The sequence below is a fragment of the Paenibacillus cremeus genome, assembly GCF_007786445.1.
Taxonomy (GTDB): domain Bacteria; phylum Bacillota; class Bacilli; order Paenibacillales; family NBRC-103111; genus Paenibacillus_G; species Paenibacillus_G cremeus.
This window is the reverse complement of the sequence record NZ_VNJI01000060.1, coordinates 31146-46896: the sequence shown is the minus strand read 5'-3', so window position 1 is coordinate 46896 and position 15751 is coordinate 31146. Positions and strand designations below refer to the sequence as shown.

Genomic DNA, 15751 nt, shown 5'->3' with positions numbered 1-15751 from the left:
GTTTGCTGTGCACATTTTGCTTGACTAAACCCAAAAAACTAACGGCACAGGACTTTGTCCCATGCCGTTTCGGATTACATTTTTATACCCAGTCTAGTCTTTGAGCTTAACTAAATGACATTGATCGTAAGGGGGACTTTTTTTAAGTCGGTCGCAATCGCCAAGAAAAACATATGTTTTTTTTCTTCAAAAGTACAAATCTTAGTTCCCAGCAGAATATGTTTGGAATATGTCCATTCTTGAGAGGTGAGAGCATGTATTCAGCTGAGATCAGCCGTTCCAATCCGTCTTGTTTTTTATTTATTATCGACCAGTCGGGATCGATGTCCGACCCGTTTGGGGCTAGCACGAAGGCCGTAAGTGTTTCGGATGCAATCAATCGACTATTGCAAAATCTTATTATCAAGTGTGCGAAGTCGGAAGGGATACGTGACTATTATCATGTTGGCGTAATCGGCTATGGAGCCAGCGTAGGGCCGGCATTTGGAGGTGCTTTAGCCGGAAAAGAATTGGTGCCGATCAGTGAAATAGCAGATAACCCGACAAGACTGGAAAAGCGCCTGAAGAAAGTTCCGGATGGGGCTGGCGGTCTTGTTGAACAGCTTGTAAAGTTTCCTGTCTGGTTTGAGCCTGTCTCGAACGGCGGAACTCCGATGTGCCAGGTGATGAATACAGCCCATACCATCCTGAGCCAATGGATCAGCGAATACTCTCATTGCTTTCCACCAGTGGTCATTCATATTACGGATGGAGAATCCACCGACGGCGATCCGACCCATGCAATGGAGCAAATCAGATCACTGGCTACGGACGATGGAAATGTATTACTTTTTAACCTGCATATATCAGGCAAACCGAATGCTGATGAATTGATTTTTCCGGAAACGGCAGACGGACTACCCGACCAATATTCGAGGATGCTTTATGAAGGCTCAAGCCACCTGACACCATTTATGCTCTGGGTGGCCAATCAGGAGCATCAATTGAACCTTTCCGATGGAGCAAGGGGATTTGTATTGAATGCCGATCTGACCCTTGTGGTCCAGTCGCTTGATATCGGTACGCGTCCCGCCAATCTTAGGTAGGAGTGGCTGTCGTGCAAATCGAAAGCGAATTCTTTTCCTTGCCAAAATCAGGAAACCACAAGGATGAATATGAAGATGCCTTTAACCGCGGCACTCTAGTTAATAAGGGAACGGCCTATTACCGATTCGCCATAGCGGACGGTGCCAGCGAATCATCGTTTGCCGACATATGGGCGGATTTGCTTGCAAGCGGTTATTGCAATGGCAAGTTTGACAGTACACAGATCCAAAAATCGATTTCCAAACTATCAAAGGCCTGGAAGAGACAACTAAATGGCAAGGCACTTCCCTGGTACGCTCAGGAGAAGCTCCATAGCGGGGCGTTCTCTACGTTAGCCGGAATCACATTTCGTTTGACGGACGCTCCATCCGTAGCATTTGATGCTGTAGCAATCGGTGACAGTTGTATAGCGCACATACGATCAGATAAAATTATCGCTTTTTTTCCTTTGGGGTCCATCGATGATTTTCATAATAGACCTGTACTCATATCGAGTAATGCCGTAAATAATCTTCATCTTACATCGTTCGTTAAAAAATGGACTGGTACTGCCCAAGCGGGAGATTCCTTTTTGCTAATGACCGATGCTCTGGCATGCTGGGTTTTGACCCGTTACGAGGAAGATACAAGCGTAATCAAGAAAATACACGGGTTAGCATGTGAACAGGACTTCATAAATTTAGTGGAGGTGGAAAGGCAGTCCATCCGCCGAGACGGAAGCATTTATTTAAGAAACGATGATGTTACATTAGTTCGCGTGAATCTTCTTTAAGGGGATGTGAGGCGATGCTATGGCCCACTCCACAAGATTATAGGGAAGCGATACAACATCCGCGAATATGTTTCCAGGACCCGGAGCTACAATCTGGACTCCCGGAATTGGACAAATTTGGACTGCCTCGTCCCATTTCCGGCAGCTTTGCTAGTGTTTATAAAATAAAGTGCGGAAAAACGGAATGGGCGGTCAGATGTTTTACCAGTAACGTGAAGGATCAAAAGGTCCGTTATGATGCTATAAGCTCACATTTAAGCTCCGTGCATCTCCCTTATTTCGTCCCTTTTGAGTACCTCTCTGAAGGCATAAAAATAAACGGCGATTGGTTCCCCATCGTAAAAATGCAGTGGGTTGAAGGGGAATCGCTGCTTCATTATATCGAAAGAAATCTAGATAATGTTGTGATTTTAAAAAATCTCGCAAATAAATGGATAAAAATGATCCATGAACTGCACATGGCTAATATGGCACATGGGGACCTGCAGCATGGCAACATCTTGATTCAGAATGATGAAATCATTCTGATCGATTATGACGGTATGTATGTACCGGGCTTAACCGGCCTGAAGAGCAACGAGCTCGGCCATAGGAATTATCAACACCCTGGAAGAGACGAAGACCATTTTGGGGCGTATGTCGATAACTTTTCAGCGTGGGTCATTTGGATTTCCATATTAGCATTGAGTTCGGATGCTTCAGTATTGAATTCGCTTAATGTGGGAGAGGGGGAAGAAAGCCTTCTCTTTCGACAGCAAGATTTTGTCTCCCCTGGCACATCTCGTGCTTTTGAATTTCTAGAGCTTGTTGATGACGAATTGTTACGTTCCTTGGTAAGCTCCTTTCGAGAACTCACATCAATCGCTGTGCCTATGGTGCCGCTGCCACCTAATCCCGAATTACGGGCTGATCCCGTACAACCATCGGCCACCTACGTTTCCGCCGCCTTCACAACCAAAGTAGTGCCTTATTTAAAAGCCTTTTCCGGTTGGTTAGCTAATAAGAAGCGGCGTTTAGCTGTTGTCCGATCGCAATCCGAATTAACGTATTCCGTCGGTTCGTCTTGGGTACTGGATTATCTAACAACGGAAGCAATACATTACAAATTTTTGCCCAAATCTAGGTTCTTGCTAGAAAGAATCGTTTCATTATTCGTGATCATTTCTACAGCATGGGCTGTAACTATCATGTACGGGACTACTCCTGTAATTGCCTTAGTTTTCTTCGGTATTTTGAGTATAAGTGTTGAAGCAGCTTTTTTGAGCTGGCGTTATTTGAAGCAGCCTTCTGCTAAGGAAAAAAGAACCGTGTCTAAAAAAATAAAGGAACTTCAATGTACAGTCTCCGATCTGACAAGCGAATTAAACAAAATTAACGATAACAGGCAAAAATTCAAGCAAGTCGAAGAGGATAGGATCAACGATATATTACGTAGGCAATTGAAAGTATCCGAAAAAGAAAAAAATGAAACGGAAAAAGTGGAGAAGGAGCTCCAGCGTCATGTGAGCGAACTCGTGGATGAAAGACACAATGTAGATCAGGAGGAACAAACGGAACTTGCCGAAGCATTGGGTTCTTTTCAAAACACATGGTTGGTAGAGCAATTAAAAAAGCATAGGATAAGTAAAGAAAAAATACCGGAAATAGATGATGAAATTAAACGGCATTTAAGAACGATTGGAATTCATACACTGGCTGATTTCTCGGACATTAACATATATCAATCCTATGGCCGCAAAAAAATAGAAAAGTCGTATTTGATTTTAAAAAATGGAGGCTCGGTTTACGCAGGAATAAGCCCGGCCCAAGCGAAAGCACTGACAGAGTGGAAAAAAAAGATAGAGCGCAGTTATAGATCGAAAATTCCCCAATCCATTCCACTAAGCCAAATCACAACCATTCAATCCAAATTTTTCGAAAGGAAATCCATATTAACTAACGAAGAACAGGCTTATAAAACTAGGGCACAGCACATGATAAATAACATAAGTCAAACCTACACTCCGGAGTATGATCTCCTAAAAAGGGAAGAAGCTACCGCCAGATGCAACTTTAACGACGCACTCAGTCAATTCGATACAGAGATCGTTGAAATTAACAAACGACTTGCAGGCAATCAATGGGAGCTTCACTATCTGAGCAAGCTAATGAATTCATTTAACGACGTAAATTTCTTAAGATTCTTAAGTAAAGTATTTCTTTCCAAGTGAACTTTGAGTGCGGCAATGAGGAGTTAATTGATGAATGCTGGCATGAAGGAGGGATCCCGTGTTCGGCTTGATCAAAAAAAGGCAACAGCCTGTTGAAGTGGTGGATGTAACGAGCCGTAGGTTAAACTCATTTCAAGGTAAATATTTTATCGGTCAGACCGAAATGCTCATCATGGAAGGCCAACAGCAAAACGCTTGGGGAGGACTATTCAATCCCGCAGCATCAGGAGTCGCCTTATTTTTGGACATTTTCACCATCTCTAACTATTCAAGTCAATTCTTCAGCGCGGAAATATGGCTTAACCCCAAACTTGCCCGTAAGGGCAATACGTCTTCATTAGTCCATCCTGCAAATCTCGCGTTAAACCCACAGGCTGAGCCCAAAGTAAAGCTGCAGTATGATTGCCAAATCAATGATGTTCCTTTAGGGGGAGTGAATGTGATGAACCGTATCGTTCCCCCCAATTCAACGTTTATGAGTGATCCAGGCAAAGGTGGAATCATTCTGCCACCCGGGGGAGCTATTGCCGTTTTCTTGAAATCTCCGGGCCCATTTAAATACGAATCTAGAATTGCATTCAGGTGGCGGGAGGAAAATCATTCAGATGGAGGTCCGCAATGAGCTTTCATCGCAGAAAAAGAGCAGAGCAGCCCGTTGAAGTGATTCATATGTCCGAAACGGTGTATCAGACTAGGCTTGGGAATTATTTTCTCGGTCAGACAGGCTTGTTAACCTTCGGGGATGGTATGCATGCTTGGGGAGGGTTATTCAATCCGGGTGATTCCGAAATTCATATCTTATGTGATACCATTACGGCTACGAATTATTCCCCCGATCCGTTTATAGTCGAATTTTGGTTAATGAATAGCTCCCTTGGGAGCGGAATTGTTTCCCGGAATGTCGCCTCTGTCAACCAGGCGGTCCGTCCTACTCCGATACCCAAGGCGGAGCTGCGGGATGCGGACCGGCTGAGCGAAGCTCCTAAAAACGGGCTGTTTTCATTTGTTCAAATCGCTGAGCCAAAATCAACCGTTACCCACGATTTACAAGGCTTGCTTATCCTGCCTCCAGGCAGCTCAATGATTGCATTTCTCCGCTCGCAGGAGCGGGGGACGATCCGGTCAAGAGTATCCTTCGGTTGGTGGGAGAATCCTGCTTGATCAGCAAAAGTTCGCATTGCGGACTGCATGCTGTAATAGCGACCCGCCATGTTCTGCACATATAAGATTTGCGGCCCACAATGTTGAACATAGGAATAAAAAGCAGATAACAGGCAAATAATTCCTTGGTGATGAATCCCACAATCAAGGAGGCTTGCAATGACTCAAAACAATCAATTTGATGAAGTCGAAGACTTCGTGAGCTTTGAAGCTATATCGGCTATGAATGCTACTGGGATGTTAGATGAAAGTGAAAAAACTGACGACCATGATCCGAAGAAAATTAAACTAGATACTGCAAAAGCTACTGCAGCAAAAGACGATGAACAAACGCAGGCAGAACAATTATCCTCAGATAATGAGAATAGATCGTCAAATGTAAGTAACGAAGAAAGCAATGAAGAGTCGAGAATGTTTCCAGGAGTTCTTTAACACGAAATAGGCAGAGCAATGAAGCGCCGCCTATTTAAGATAAGAGCAACTTGGGGTCGCTTTCGGCCGGAGATTTCACTCAAACGATCCCAGAGATTATGGGGTCGTTTTTTGCATATATTTTAGTATCAGTATCAAAAGGAGGGAAACTAGTTCCCAATTGTGCATTGTGCGACTCAGAGATGGTTAGTAGAACTTAGTTTGAAGTGTTTGAAAGTTAAAGGAAAAACACCTTTCTTTGTTGAAGATATTTTTAGGTATAGATTGAAATATGTTGTTTTATAAAAAAGGGAGGTTTATTGTTTGGACTTACAGTTGTCTGGAAAAAAAGCCCTTATTACTGGAGGAAGCCGGGGGATTGGTAAGGCCATTGCCCGGCAATTGGCATTAGAAGGTGTCGACTGTACAATATGTTCGAGAAATGAAGTGACTTTAAAAGAAGCAGCGATGGAATTAAGTAAGGAGACTGGGAGAAATATTTACCCGATAACGGCCGACCTGGGTGATCCTGCATCTATTTTGCATCTTGTAGAAAAAGCAGCAAATGCAATGGGGGGGATAGATATCCTGGTAAATAATGGGGCACGGGTCAGTGGGGGAGATCCCGAGGACTTTTTTCATGTGAAAGATGAACTGATTTTAAACGATTTTGAAGAAAAGTTTATGGGCTATTTTAGATGTATACGCGCGGTTTCCCCCTATATGATCAACAAACAATGGGGGCGTATTATAAATGTAAGCGGGATGGCCGCCAGAAATGCAGGCAGTATTAGTGCGGGAGCACGTAACGTATCCGTGGTTCACTTAACAAAGTCAGCATCCATGGAGTTGGGAAAGCATGGAATTACCGTAAATGCCGTTTATCCAAGTATAACGGAAACAGAAACAACCAGATTCCGTTTCCCAAGTGAAGAAGATTTACATAAAGCAGCAAAAATGAATGCTATTGGCCGCTTAGTGAAAGCGGAAGATATCGCGAATGTAGTTGCCTTCCTGGCGTCACCTTTGTCCCTACCTATTACTGGGGATGTCATTTCTGTCACCGGAGGCACAGGCAATGCCGTTTATTATTAAAATGCAAGATATAATTCAATTTTTGCATAAATACGGAGGAGCCCCTATGAGATGGAGTAATCCGTCGTTTAACATTTTTTAGTTTAAGGCAGAACTAATTTCTGTCAAGAGAGGGACCTTTTTATGAAAATTGTGCACAACGTTAAGATTGTTAATTGGGACAACCAGGTGCTGCCAGCGACGGTATGGATAAGTAAGGGCAAGATTGAAAAAGTCGAAACGGGCCCATCTTCCTTGCCGGCAGGCAATGATGAACTTGTGAACGGGAACGGACACTTGTTAATTCCAGGCATGATTGATGTACATATCCATGGAGCGAACGGGTTCGATATGATGGACGGTACAGAAGAAAGCATCCAGCAGGTTTCACAAGCTTGTGCTGCTACGGGCTGCACTTCATTTTTGGTAACCTCAGTCAGCTCTACCATAGAAGATCTTTTGGCCATGATTCGTAGTGTTAAGCGTGTTATTGGACATGAGGCGGGAGCGCGAATTGCTGGGATTCATCTAGAGGGTCCTTATCTTAATAAAGCGCGGAAAGGAATGCAAAATGAAAAGTTTTTACGTCATCCGGACGTAAAGGAAATCCAAGAAATTTTCGAAGAGGCAAATGGACTTATTCGAATGGTTACCATTGCCCCTGAATTACCTGGTGCTATGGAGTTGATCTCTTTTCTGAAAAAACAGGGAGTGATCGTCTCCGTAGCTCACTCAGATGCGACCTACGACGAGGCTAAGCAGGCTTTCGCAGCCGGAGCAAGCCATGTGACACATTGCTTCAATGGGATGCGTCCGATTCATCATCGGGATCCTGGACTTGTGGTAGCTGCTTTTGAAGAAGCCCATGTGAGCCTGCAAGCGATTGTAGATGGCATTCATTTGCATCCTGCGATCATTCGACTGATGCATCGTTTGAAAGGGCCGGATGGGATCGTATTGATCACTGATGCCCTGCAGGCTATGGGTTTAGGTGACGGAAGCTATATGTTCGGCGGACATCATGTGAAAGTGACCGATGGCGTGGCAAGATTAGAGGATGGTACGTTAGCATCCAGTACGGTTACAATGAATGAAGCACTCCGTCTAACGATCGAATACGGGATTTCTTTAGCAGATGCCGTTCAAATGGCTTCAACAACCCCCGCGCATATACTTGGCTTAGAGGCTAGAGGCAGAATCGCCGCAGGCTTGGATGCGGATCTTGTTTTGTTGGATGATCAGTTCAACGTCATATGGACTATGATTAAGGGGAATCAAAGTTCCTAACGCTCTACATTTACAGGAGTCGCAGTCCGCGGCTTCTTTAGTAACTGTCTTGAATGAATCAATAAAGGGTCTTTCGAGATCAGCATGAGAAAGGGAGTGAGGTCATGATGTTTTATGTGATTGCGGTTCTAGTCGTATTTGTCGATCAACTATGTAAAATTTTAATCCGCAAAAACGTAATGATCGATGAAACCTTCACCTTGTGGGGAATGCAACTCACTCATATTGAGAATAGTGGTATGGCTGGCGGCTTATTGCAAGGCTATGGCCGACTTTTTGGAATCGTGGCCTTTTTGTTTGTGGCGGGTATAATTTACTATCGTAAAACAGATAAGTTAAAGGGGAAGATGAGAGAAAGTGGCTTCGCTTTCTTAGTAGGTGGAGCCGTTGGGAATGGGATTGATCGGTTGTTTTTTGGACGGGTCACGGACTTTTTAGTTTCGCGTTCCGGTAAAGGCGTACTTAATATGGCGGACCATGCCATTGAGGTTGGCGTATTACTTTTGGTTATTAGTTTTGTGATTGAGTACTTGAAGAGCCAGAGCTATAAACGATGCTCTACATAATTTCCGATATTAAAACAAGGGGTTTACATATATACTGGAAATATTAGGGGATCACTGTTGTTGGTCATTATAATAGGAGATCATTTATGCTTCACAGCATCTTATACATAAAATAGCTAACCCATTTCACTAACGTAAGCTAGGAGTACACAAAGAGTGGAAAAAAGTATAGGCAAGTTCAACAAAATTTACACCAAGCAGCTGGCAACTATATTTATTGGATTCGTCATCTTCGGGTTCTCGGAAAATATTAAAGGACCGGCAATACCACGCATTCAATTCGATTTTATGCTGAGTGAATCCCAACTTGGTACTTTGTTATCCTTAAACGCTCTGGGTTACTTGATAGCCTGTTCCTTTACAGCTTATTTGGCCAAAGTATGGGGGATCAAATGGGTAACCATAGCGGCATTTGCCTCAATGGCTGTATCCGGCATCCTAATGTTCTTCTCCCATTATTACCCAATGTTCTCGACTTCGTATTTCTTGATGTATATCGGTAACGGGATGCTGGAGATTGGCCTGGCCATTCTAAGCGCTCGGATTTTCGTGAAAAACACGGGAATGATGATGAATATGACGCATGGCTTCTACGGCTTAAGCTCAACAGCCGCTCCGCTAATTGCAACTGGTCTGATGAAGTTGACGATTGCTGGCCACACGCTGGATTGGCGCGGCATGTATCTGGTGATGCTGCTGTTGTCCGTCATCCCGATTGTGATGGCTTTGTTCAGTACGTTTCCGGGAGATGTCACCTCACACAAAGACCGTATTCCATTAAAGGCTTTGCTGAAAGACCGTGTATTATGCCTAATGGTGCTGGTGCTTACATTTGGTGTTGTATCTGAATTGGCAGTTGGCGGCTGGCTCGTTAACTTTCTGGAGAAAGCTTATAGCTGGAATACCGTTAATGCTTCCGAGATGTTATCCATCTTCTTCTTATGCTTCGCGTTGGCCCGGCTATTGCTTGGACCGATAACAGACCGGATAGGCTTTGTATTATCTCTCATTATCTTCTCAGGTTTTTCGGCATTATGTACATTTGCTGCAATATTAGGTGGTGAACGTGTCGCGTTCCTGTTTGCTGCATCTGGTATAGGCATTGCGATGATTTATCCGACAGTGATGGCATTTATCGCGAAGAGATACCCGAAGGGCACTGATATGGCTATCACATTCACTGTAACGTTGATGGGATTAGGCAGTGTGATCGGCAATTATCTCATCGGAGGAGTCATTGAGCTTGTCAAACACCTGGTTGGTGTAAATTCGCCCACAAGCCTGCTACGTGGACTTCAAGCCGGCTACGGCTTCATTGGATTATGTGCAGCATTATGCGCAATAACCGGACTTATTTTATACGTGTATTTATATAAGAGAAAAGAAATCATCTAAGTAGTAAAAAGAAGCCGCCACCTTCACGATTACCGTGAGGGCGGTGGCTTTTAAATTTCTATCGGCTCTAGAGGTTTCCAGGAAGGTCTTTGGTTAGATTAAGAGATTTTTATTTATTACGCACAATACGTATGTGGTACAATAGTCTCGTCATAATAGTTCATTATACCTAGAACATCAGGAGGAAATTTCAAAATGTTAACGTCACGGATTCCAACACTGCGCTTCAAGAACTCGCATCGGCTCAAAAACACTTTATTCTCTATCCGAAACAAGCTTATTATTATCATGGTTTTATTTAGTGCAGTCCCCTTGCTGGTATTCTCCATTTATTTTTTAACAACCTCGCAAAGCAATTCATTGGACCAAGAATTCAGACAAAATGAAAATTTAGCGAAGAATATCAACTCGGAAGTGGATAAACTAATTACCAGAGACATCACCATTTTAGAAACATTAGCCGTCGAGCCCGCTATTGCGAATTATAAAAGCCATAATTTGCAGAGTGAAATCAAGCCGATGTTGACGAAAATTGCAGAGGATCATCCGGAATTAAGTCCCTTTATTGCAGATGTGTCTGGACAGCAGTTGGTAAAAAGCGATTCTAGTGGTCTAATTTCTTTTGCGGACAGGGACTATTATCAAGTTCTTCGCAAAACGATGAAAATCTCCTATTCCGACGTATTGATTGCAAAATCTACGAATAAACCGATTATTGCAATCGCTGCACCAGTAGTGGATCCTAAAACGCAAGCATGGAATGCGATTGTTGCTGGAAGCGTAGACTTGAGCAAATTGAGTGACTATGTAAAAAATTTATCGGATGACAATGCCTATGCATTCATTGTCGATCACACCGGTAAAATCATCGCACATCCCGATCAGTCTATGAACATGAAGGATATAAGCAGTGAGGATTTCATAATGAAATCGCTTTCCGGTAAAGAGGGAACCGAAATTATAACCTTTAACGGACGCAAGGATATCGTGACAACTTTACATAATAGTACAACCGGCTGGATCATCGGATATGCAATTTCTTATGATCATGTGATGGCGCCAATTAAAAGTGTCGCTGACCGTGGAATCCTGATTTTGGCTATTACAGTTATGGTTTCGGCTGTTTGTGGATTTATTTTCTCGATTTATGGGACAGAACCGATCACCAAGCTTGTAGAAGCGTCAAACCGTATGGCGGAGGGCGATCTAACTGTTCAAGTTCATATCCGTGATAAGGCTGAATTTGGACTTCTGGCCGAAAGCTTTAATCAAATGGCCTCAAACGTTAGAAACATGATTATCCAGGTGTCGGAAAGTACTTTACAGGTTGCTTCATCTTCTGAGCAATTAACGGCAGGCGCGGAGCAAACCTCACAAGCGACCGAACATATCGCTGCTTCCTCGCAGCAGGTGGCCGAAGGGTCTGAACAATTCCTTGCCAGTGTGCAGGATACCTCGGTCGTCATCAAAGAAATGTCTGAGAAATTAAATGAAATTGCCGTTACCTCAGGTGAAGTCTCCTTGAAGGCGAAAGATGTTTCAGACAAGGCGACGGAAGGAAATCATGCGATTGAGGGATCCATACAGCAAATGGAGCAAATCTTCCAAACTATGGGGACACTAGAGCAAGTCATTAACGGCTTAAATAAACATTCCGAGACTATAGGGCAAATTGTGCAAGTCATCACAGAAATCGCAGGACAAACCAATCTCCTCTCACTTAATGCGAGCATCGAGGCTGCCAGGGCAGGCGAGCATGGAAGAGGCTTTGCGGTGGTGGCGGGCGAAATAAAGAAGCTAGCTGAACAATCGGCACTATCGGCCAAAAAAATAACTGGCATTATTGAAACGATTCAAAAGGACTCTTATAACGCATATCTTTCCATGACAAGTGTAACAAGTGAAGTAAGGGAAGGGGTGTCTGCCATTCATCAGGCAGGAATCATGTTTGGGGAGATTTTACTGTCCGTAAAATACGTCTCCAATATGGTTAATGAGGTTACGGATGCAACCAAACACCTTTCACATGGAACGGATAAGATTGTAGTTTCCGTAAATGGGATGTCTGAAATTGCGGTTAGTTCGTCAGCGGAGACGCAAAATGTATCTGCAGCAGCTGAAGAACAATTAGCGTCTATGGAAGAAATTTTGGCTTCAGCTACCGCACTATCCAGAATGGCTGAATATTTGCAAGAAGCGATGGAAAAATTCAAAATTTGAAGCGTCGTGCGACATTTTCACCGATGAAAGCTACTTTCTTCTCACTGCAATTGGGCAGGCCTCTACAATAACAAATACCCGCTCATTAGGAGCGGGTATTTGTTATTGATCAGCGTTCAACGACCATCGCTTCTAACGGGCAGCATAGTGCATTCCAATATCGGGTAGAATGAACTGATAATAGTAAAATGTGGTCAGGGAGGTATTATTAAGGAAAAACACACAGTCTGTTCTAGAGATCAGTGGATTGAAGCGAGAAAGGAACTATTGCGGAAAGAAAAGGGGCGGCAGGATGATCGTGGACTGCGGCTTCATGACCAATATGTTGCAAAAATATAGGCATTACATTCCTGACGGCTAACGGAGAACGGTTCTGTAGGTGAATAAAACCCGGGATAACGGTGAGAATGTGAAGTGTATGGGACAGAACCTTCATAAAGAAACGAGGCTCGCTAAAGTTGGTTGGACTAACGATGGTTTCAGTCATAACTGTGCTTGTTTTGACATTGTATTTGACGATTCCCGCAAAACCCCGAAAGATAGAGGACGTTTTCTTGTTTTTGGTCCTCCTCAACATCATCATTGATGCTACATGGATCGTGGCAGAGGATATGAAGCTAATCGTAATCTCTCAAAAGCTTCCCGAATATCTGGCCTTTTTATTATATCGTAGTGTGACCATTCCCTTTGAAATCTTATTTGTTCTCCGCATGCTGAATATCTGCAGATCGCCATTTAGTATAGTATACGTTAGCTCGGGACATGTCCTATTTCTCCTTTTGCTTGAAGCGTTACTTGTTCATTTTAAAATTATTACATATGTAAATTGGTATTTGGTCTACTCGTCGATTTGTTACCTGATCTTAATGGTTTTGGCAATCATGTCGCGAGCTTGGTATCGTCATACGTTTGAACAGGATAAAGTGTGGGGTTCTCAATGAGTCTGACACCATATGAAAATTTTGATATCAATGAGTGGTTTATTACCATCGGGATAATTTGTACATATACACTCTCGTACTTTCTACCGAGAAAATTTAACGCAGAAGTGACCTTTCTGCTTTTTTTGTGGGGTTTCACAGTGGCGAAGTTTTGGGATTTTACGGTTGGAGGAGGATTGTTTGACTTTTATGATGTGAACGATTCGCCTCATTATGATGTGTTTGACCTCGTCTCTTATTTTTTATATGCTCCGTTTGCCTATTTTTTTATTTATTTTTATGACGTGTTTAAGAGTAAAGCCAAAAGCGTCGTAATCTATGTCATCGTTTGGTCTGTAATTGCGATCGGATTCGAAAGGATGTCAGTTGTATTTAAAATGATTACATATAAGAATGGATACTCTATGCTTTTTTCATTCCCAATTTATTGGCTTACTTTAAGTATGACGATTCTTTTTTACCGACGTATCTCTCATTACATTAGAAATCGTGCATAGGTGGTTTTCTGTGTGCGACGGGCTGGTTTCCAAAATCGTGGACACGGATAACAAAAGCGATCAAAAGCATCCCCACGCCATTAATCAAAAATACGGCAGGTATGGAAAGCATGCTGGACAGGAACCCGCCCAGAGTGGGGCCGATCAGGGTGCCGATTTGCATGGCTGACTGGTTTAAGCTGAATGCGCGCCCTCGGAAGCCTGGATCGGTTGATTTTACGATTAAAGAATTTAAAGCAGGATAAACTGCGGCAAAAAACAAGCCATAAACAAATCTTAGCGATCCGAACAAATAAATATTAGAGAAGAGGAGCTGAAGCAAATTTCCGATCCCTCCGCCGAGAAGGCCGACAAATAATATCTTGCCATAACCCACACGATTGCCGGCTTTTCCCCATTGGGGAGCGGCGATGAGCGTGGCGATCCCTACGGCAGAGAAGATAATTCCTGAACTTAGCGAGGCTGAATTTTTGTCCATACCTAGCTGCAATACATAAATGGTTAGCAGTGGTTCAAGCACCATTACGGAGATCGTCGTAGCCATCGTAAGCAGAAGCACGATAAAAAGCTGACGGTTTGAGAGGGCTTCTTTAATGTTATCCCAAACTTTAGACCGCTCGGCAGCTTTATTGAACTTCGTTTCTTTTACCCAAATTACGGCTATCAGCAAAGAAACCAAAGTTAAACCGCTTGCAATTAAAAACGTGTTGCGGCTTCCGAACAAGTGACTTAGGAACCCTCCGATTAACGGGCCGACGATCCCTCCCGCGGCGGTAGCGGTGGACATGACGCCAAGCGCATATCCAATATGCTTCTCAGGCGTGTTGGTGGCCGTTAAAGCCACGGCGGAAGGGATGTATCCGGCAAACAAGCCGTTCAGAAATCTTAAGGCCAACAGCTCGTATGGGTTGTGTACGAAGTATGTGAGAAAGTAAAGAATCGTAAAGCTGACCCCGGAGCGTATCATCATAGCCTTCCGGCCATATTTGTCCGCGAGCGCTCCCCAGTAGGGGCCAATACAAGCGCTAGCCAAAAAGCTGATGGCAAACACCGCGCCAGACCAAATATCCAAGTGCTCCGTTATTCCTAAATCCTCGTGTAAAAAAATCGGCAGAAAAGGAATGGAAACCGAATAGGATACACTGATAAAGAAAGATCCAATCCACATTACATACAGATTTGTCTTCCATGAGAAGAGCATTTCCCAATCACTCCCAACCACCAGTTTCTTCCTTATCATAGCACTAAAGCGCTTTAAAATATGATATCTTTTAGTTATCAACGTTATTAAAGATATTTTGAGGGGCTCTTCTCCGAAGAGATCATTGACCAAACTGTTGCCCAACAAGGGGAATCCATGTAAAAATTTTTTGGAAGGATGAAAAAGGAACATGGGAAAACTGGTTGTGCATATGTTCATGACGTTGGATGGCGTTATTCAAGCTCCGGGAGGGCTCGATGAAGATCGCGAGGGCGGTTTCGGCTATGGCGGGTGGCAGGCACCGTATGTCGATGCGGAGTCCGGACAACTGATCGCGGCTGATTATGCGAGGCTCGATGCGCTATTGCTCGGTCGCAAAACGTACGAAATCTTCGCACCTTACTGGCAGCAGGCTCCGGCGAGCAACCCGTTCACCAAACTGTTGAACGAGAAGCCGAAATATGTCGCGTCCCGAACATTAACGAGCGTCGATTGGAACAACTCAAAGCTGCTCGATACGGATGTGACCACAAGTGTGCCATTGCTAAAGAAGAGGTATTCAGAGGTGCACGTCGCCGGCAGCAGCGACCTGATCCAGACCTTGCTGCGTCACGAGCTGATTGACCGCATGAATATCTGGCAGTTTCCGGTATTGCTCGGAAAGGGAAAACGGTTCTTCGATTCCGGAACAATACCGACGGCCCTGCAATTGCTTGAATCCAGAACGTTTCAGAGCGGCTCGGTTCTATTGCGCTACGAGGCTGCGGGAAAACCGATTTTCGGCAACATGGAGTAGGATACGACGGACCACTATGGATTCCATGAAAGTGTAATGTCTTTCTTCAATACGACGAAAACAATTAAATATTAAGTACATGGAAAAGAGGGCCTGCGAAGGTTCTTTTTTTTCGTTCACGTTTTGACAATTCG

General features: G+C 43.7%; 13 protein-coding genes. 12 read left to right on the top strand and 1 reads right to left on the bottom strand.

All coding sequences use genetic code 11. The annotated features are described in order from the left end of the window. Window positions 1–254: 254 nt before the first annotated feature. From FPZ49_RS30480 to FPZ49_RS30430, 11 genes are all read left to right on the top strand, one after another. On the top strand, window positions 255–1085 hold the full coding sequence (locus FPZ49_RS30480) for a vWA domain-containing protein (RefSeq protein ID WP_144854139.1): 831 nt from the start codon (window positions 255–257) through the stop codon (window positions 1083–1085). Window positions 1086–1096: 11 nt separating this feature from the next. Then, window positions 1097–1858 carry a hypothetical protein gene (locus FPZ49_RS30475; protein WP_144854138.1) on the top strand — a complete coding sequence of 254 codons (762 nt, stop codon included), beginning with the start codon at window positions 1097–1099 and terminating at the stop codon, window positions 1856–1858. Between the two features lie 107 nt (window positions 1859–1965). Further along, a complete protein-coding gene (locus FPZ49_RS30470; RefSeq protein ID WP_222429990.1) occupies window positions 1966–4068 on the top strand; it encodes a lipopolysaccharide core heptose(II) kinase RfaY in 2103 nt (700 codons plus the stop codon). Window positions 4069–4126: 58 nt separating this feature from the next. Next, window positions 4127–4690 (top strand): DUF6143 family protein, encoded by a 564-nt coding sequence (locus FPZ49_RS30465; RefSeq protein ID WP_144854136.1) that lies wholly within the window; start codon window positions 4127–4129, stop codon window positions 4688–4690. Then, on the top strand, window positions 4687–5229 hold the full coding sequence (locus FPZ49_RS30460) for a DUF6143 family protein (protein ID WP_144854135.1): 543 nt from the start codon (window positions 4687–4689) through the stop codon (window positions 5227–5229). Before FPZ49_RS30465 ends, FPZ49_RS30460 begins: the two co-directional genes overlap by 4 nt. Window positions 5230–5388: 159 nt before the next feature. After that, complete coding sequence (locus tag FPZ49_RS30455; RefSeq protein WP_144854134.1) at window positions 5389–5661, top strand: hypothetical protein; 273 nt, start codon at window positions 5389–5391, stop codon at window positions 5659–5661. Window positions 5662–5964: 303 nt separating this feature from the next. Continuing rightward, on the top strand, window positions 5965–6735 hold the full coding sequence (locus FPZ49_RS30450; RefSeq protein ID WP_144854133.1) for an SDR family NAD(P)-dependent oxidoreductase: 771 nt from the start codon (window positions 5965–5967) through the stop codon (window positions 6733–6735). A 123-nt stretch (window positions 6736–6858) separates the two neighbouring features. Next, the gene (gene nagA, locus FPZ49_RS30445) at window positions 6859–8001 is read left to right on the top strand and encodes an N-acetylglucosamine-6-phosphate deacetylase (RefSeq protein ID WP_144854132.1); all 1143 of its coding nucleotides are present in this window, start codon (window positions 6859–6861) and stop codon (window positions 7999–8001) included. Window positions 8002–8105: 104 nt separating this feature from the next. Beyond that, a complete protein-coding gene (lspA, locus tag FPZ49_RS30440; protein WP_144854131.1) occupies window positions 8106–8567 on the top strand; it encodes a signal peptidase II in 462 nt (153 codons plus the stop codon). A gap of 156 nt (window positions 8568–8723) precedes the next feature. After that, window positions 8724–9962 carry an MFS transporter gene (locus FPZ49_RS30435; RefSeq protein WP_144854130.1) on the top strand — a complete coding sequence of 413 codons (1239 nt, stop codon included), beginning with the start codon at window positions 8724–8726 and terminating at the stop codon, window positions 9960–9962. 195 nt (window positions 9963–10157) lie between these two features. Then, window positions 10158–12182, top strand: coding sequence for a methyl-accepting chemotaxis protein (locus tag FPZ49_RS30430; protein ID WP_144854129.1), 2025 nt, complete (start codon window positions 10158–10160; stop codon window positions 12180–12182). Between the two features lie 1421 nt (window positions 12183–13603). On the opposite strand, the gene FPZ49_RS30425 is transcribed toward FPZ49_RS30430, so the two are convergent. After that, on the bottom strand, window positions 13604–14821 hold the full coding sequence (locus tag FPZ49_RS30425; RefSeq protein WP_144854141.1) for an MFS transporter: 1218 nt from the start codon (window positions 14819–14821) through the stop codon (window positions 13604–13606). A gap of 190 nt (window positions 14822–15011) precedes the next feature. Here FPZ49_RS30425 and FPZ49_RS30420 point away from each other — a divergent pair, with 190 nt between their 5' ends. Further along, window positions 15012–15617: a dihydrofolate reductase family protein gene (locus FPZ49_RS30420; protein WP_144854128.1), complete on the top strand. Its 606-nt coding sequence runs from the start codon at window positions 15012–15014 to the stop codon at window positions 15615–15617. Window positions 15618–15751 lie beyond the last annotated feature (134 nt).

Coding starts and splice junctions, on each gene's coding strand:
- FPZ49_RS30425 (WP_144854141.1), bottom strand. CDS start 14,821: ATGCTCTTCTCATGGAAGACAAATCTGTATGTAATGTGGATTGGATCT.
- FPZ49_RS30430 (WP_144854129.1), top strand. CDS start 10,158: ATGTTAACGTCACGGATTCCAACACTGCGCTTCAAGAACTCGCATCGG.
- lspA (WP_144854131.1), top strand. CDS start 8,106: ATGATGTTTTATGTGATTGCGGTTCTAGTCGTATTTGTCGATCAACTA.
- FPZ49_RS30480 (WP_144854139.1), top strand. CDS start 255: ATGTATTCAGCTGAGATCAGCCGTTCCAATCCGTCTTGTTTTTTATTT.
- FPZ49_RS30455 (WP_144854134.1), top strand. CDS start 5,389: ATGACTCAAAACAATCAATTTGATGAAGTCGAAGACTTCGTGAGCTTT.
- FPZ49_RS30420 (WP_144854128.1), top strand. CDS start 15,012: ATGGGAAAACTGGTTGTGCATATGTTCATGACGTTGGATGGCGTTATT.
- nagA (WP_144854132.1), top strand. CDS start 6,859: ATGAAAATTGTGCACAACGTTAAGATTGTTAATTGGGACAACCAGGTG.
- FPZ49_RS30460 (WP_144854135.1), top strand. CDS start 4,687: ATGAGCTTTCATCGCAGAAAAAGAGCAGAGCAGCCCGTTGAAGTGATT.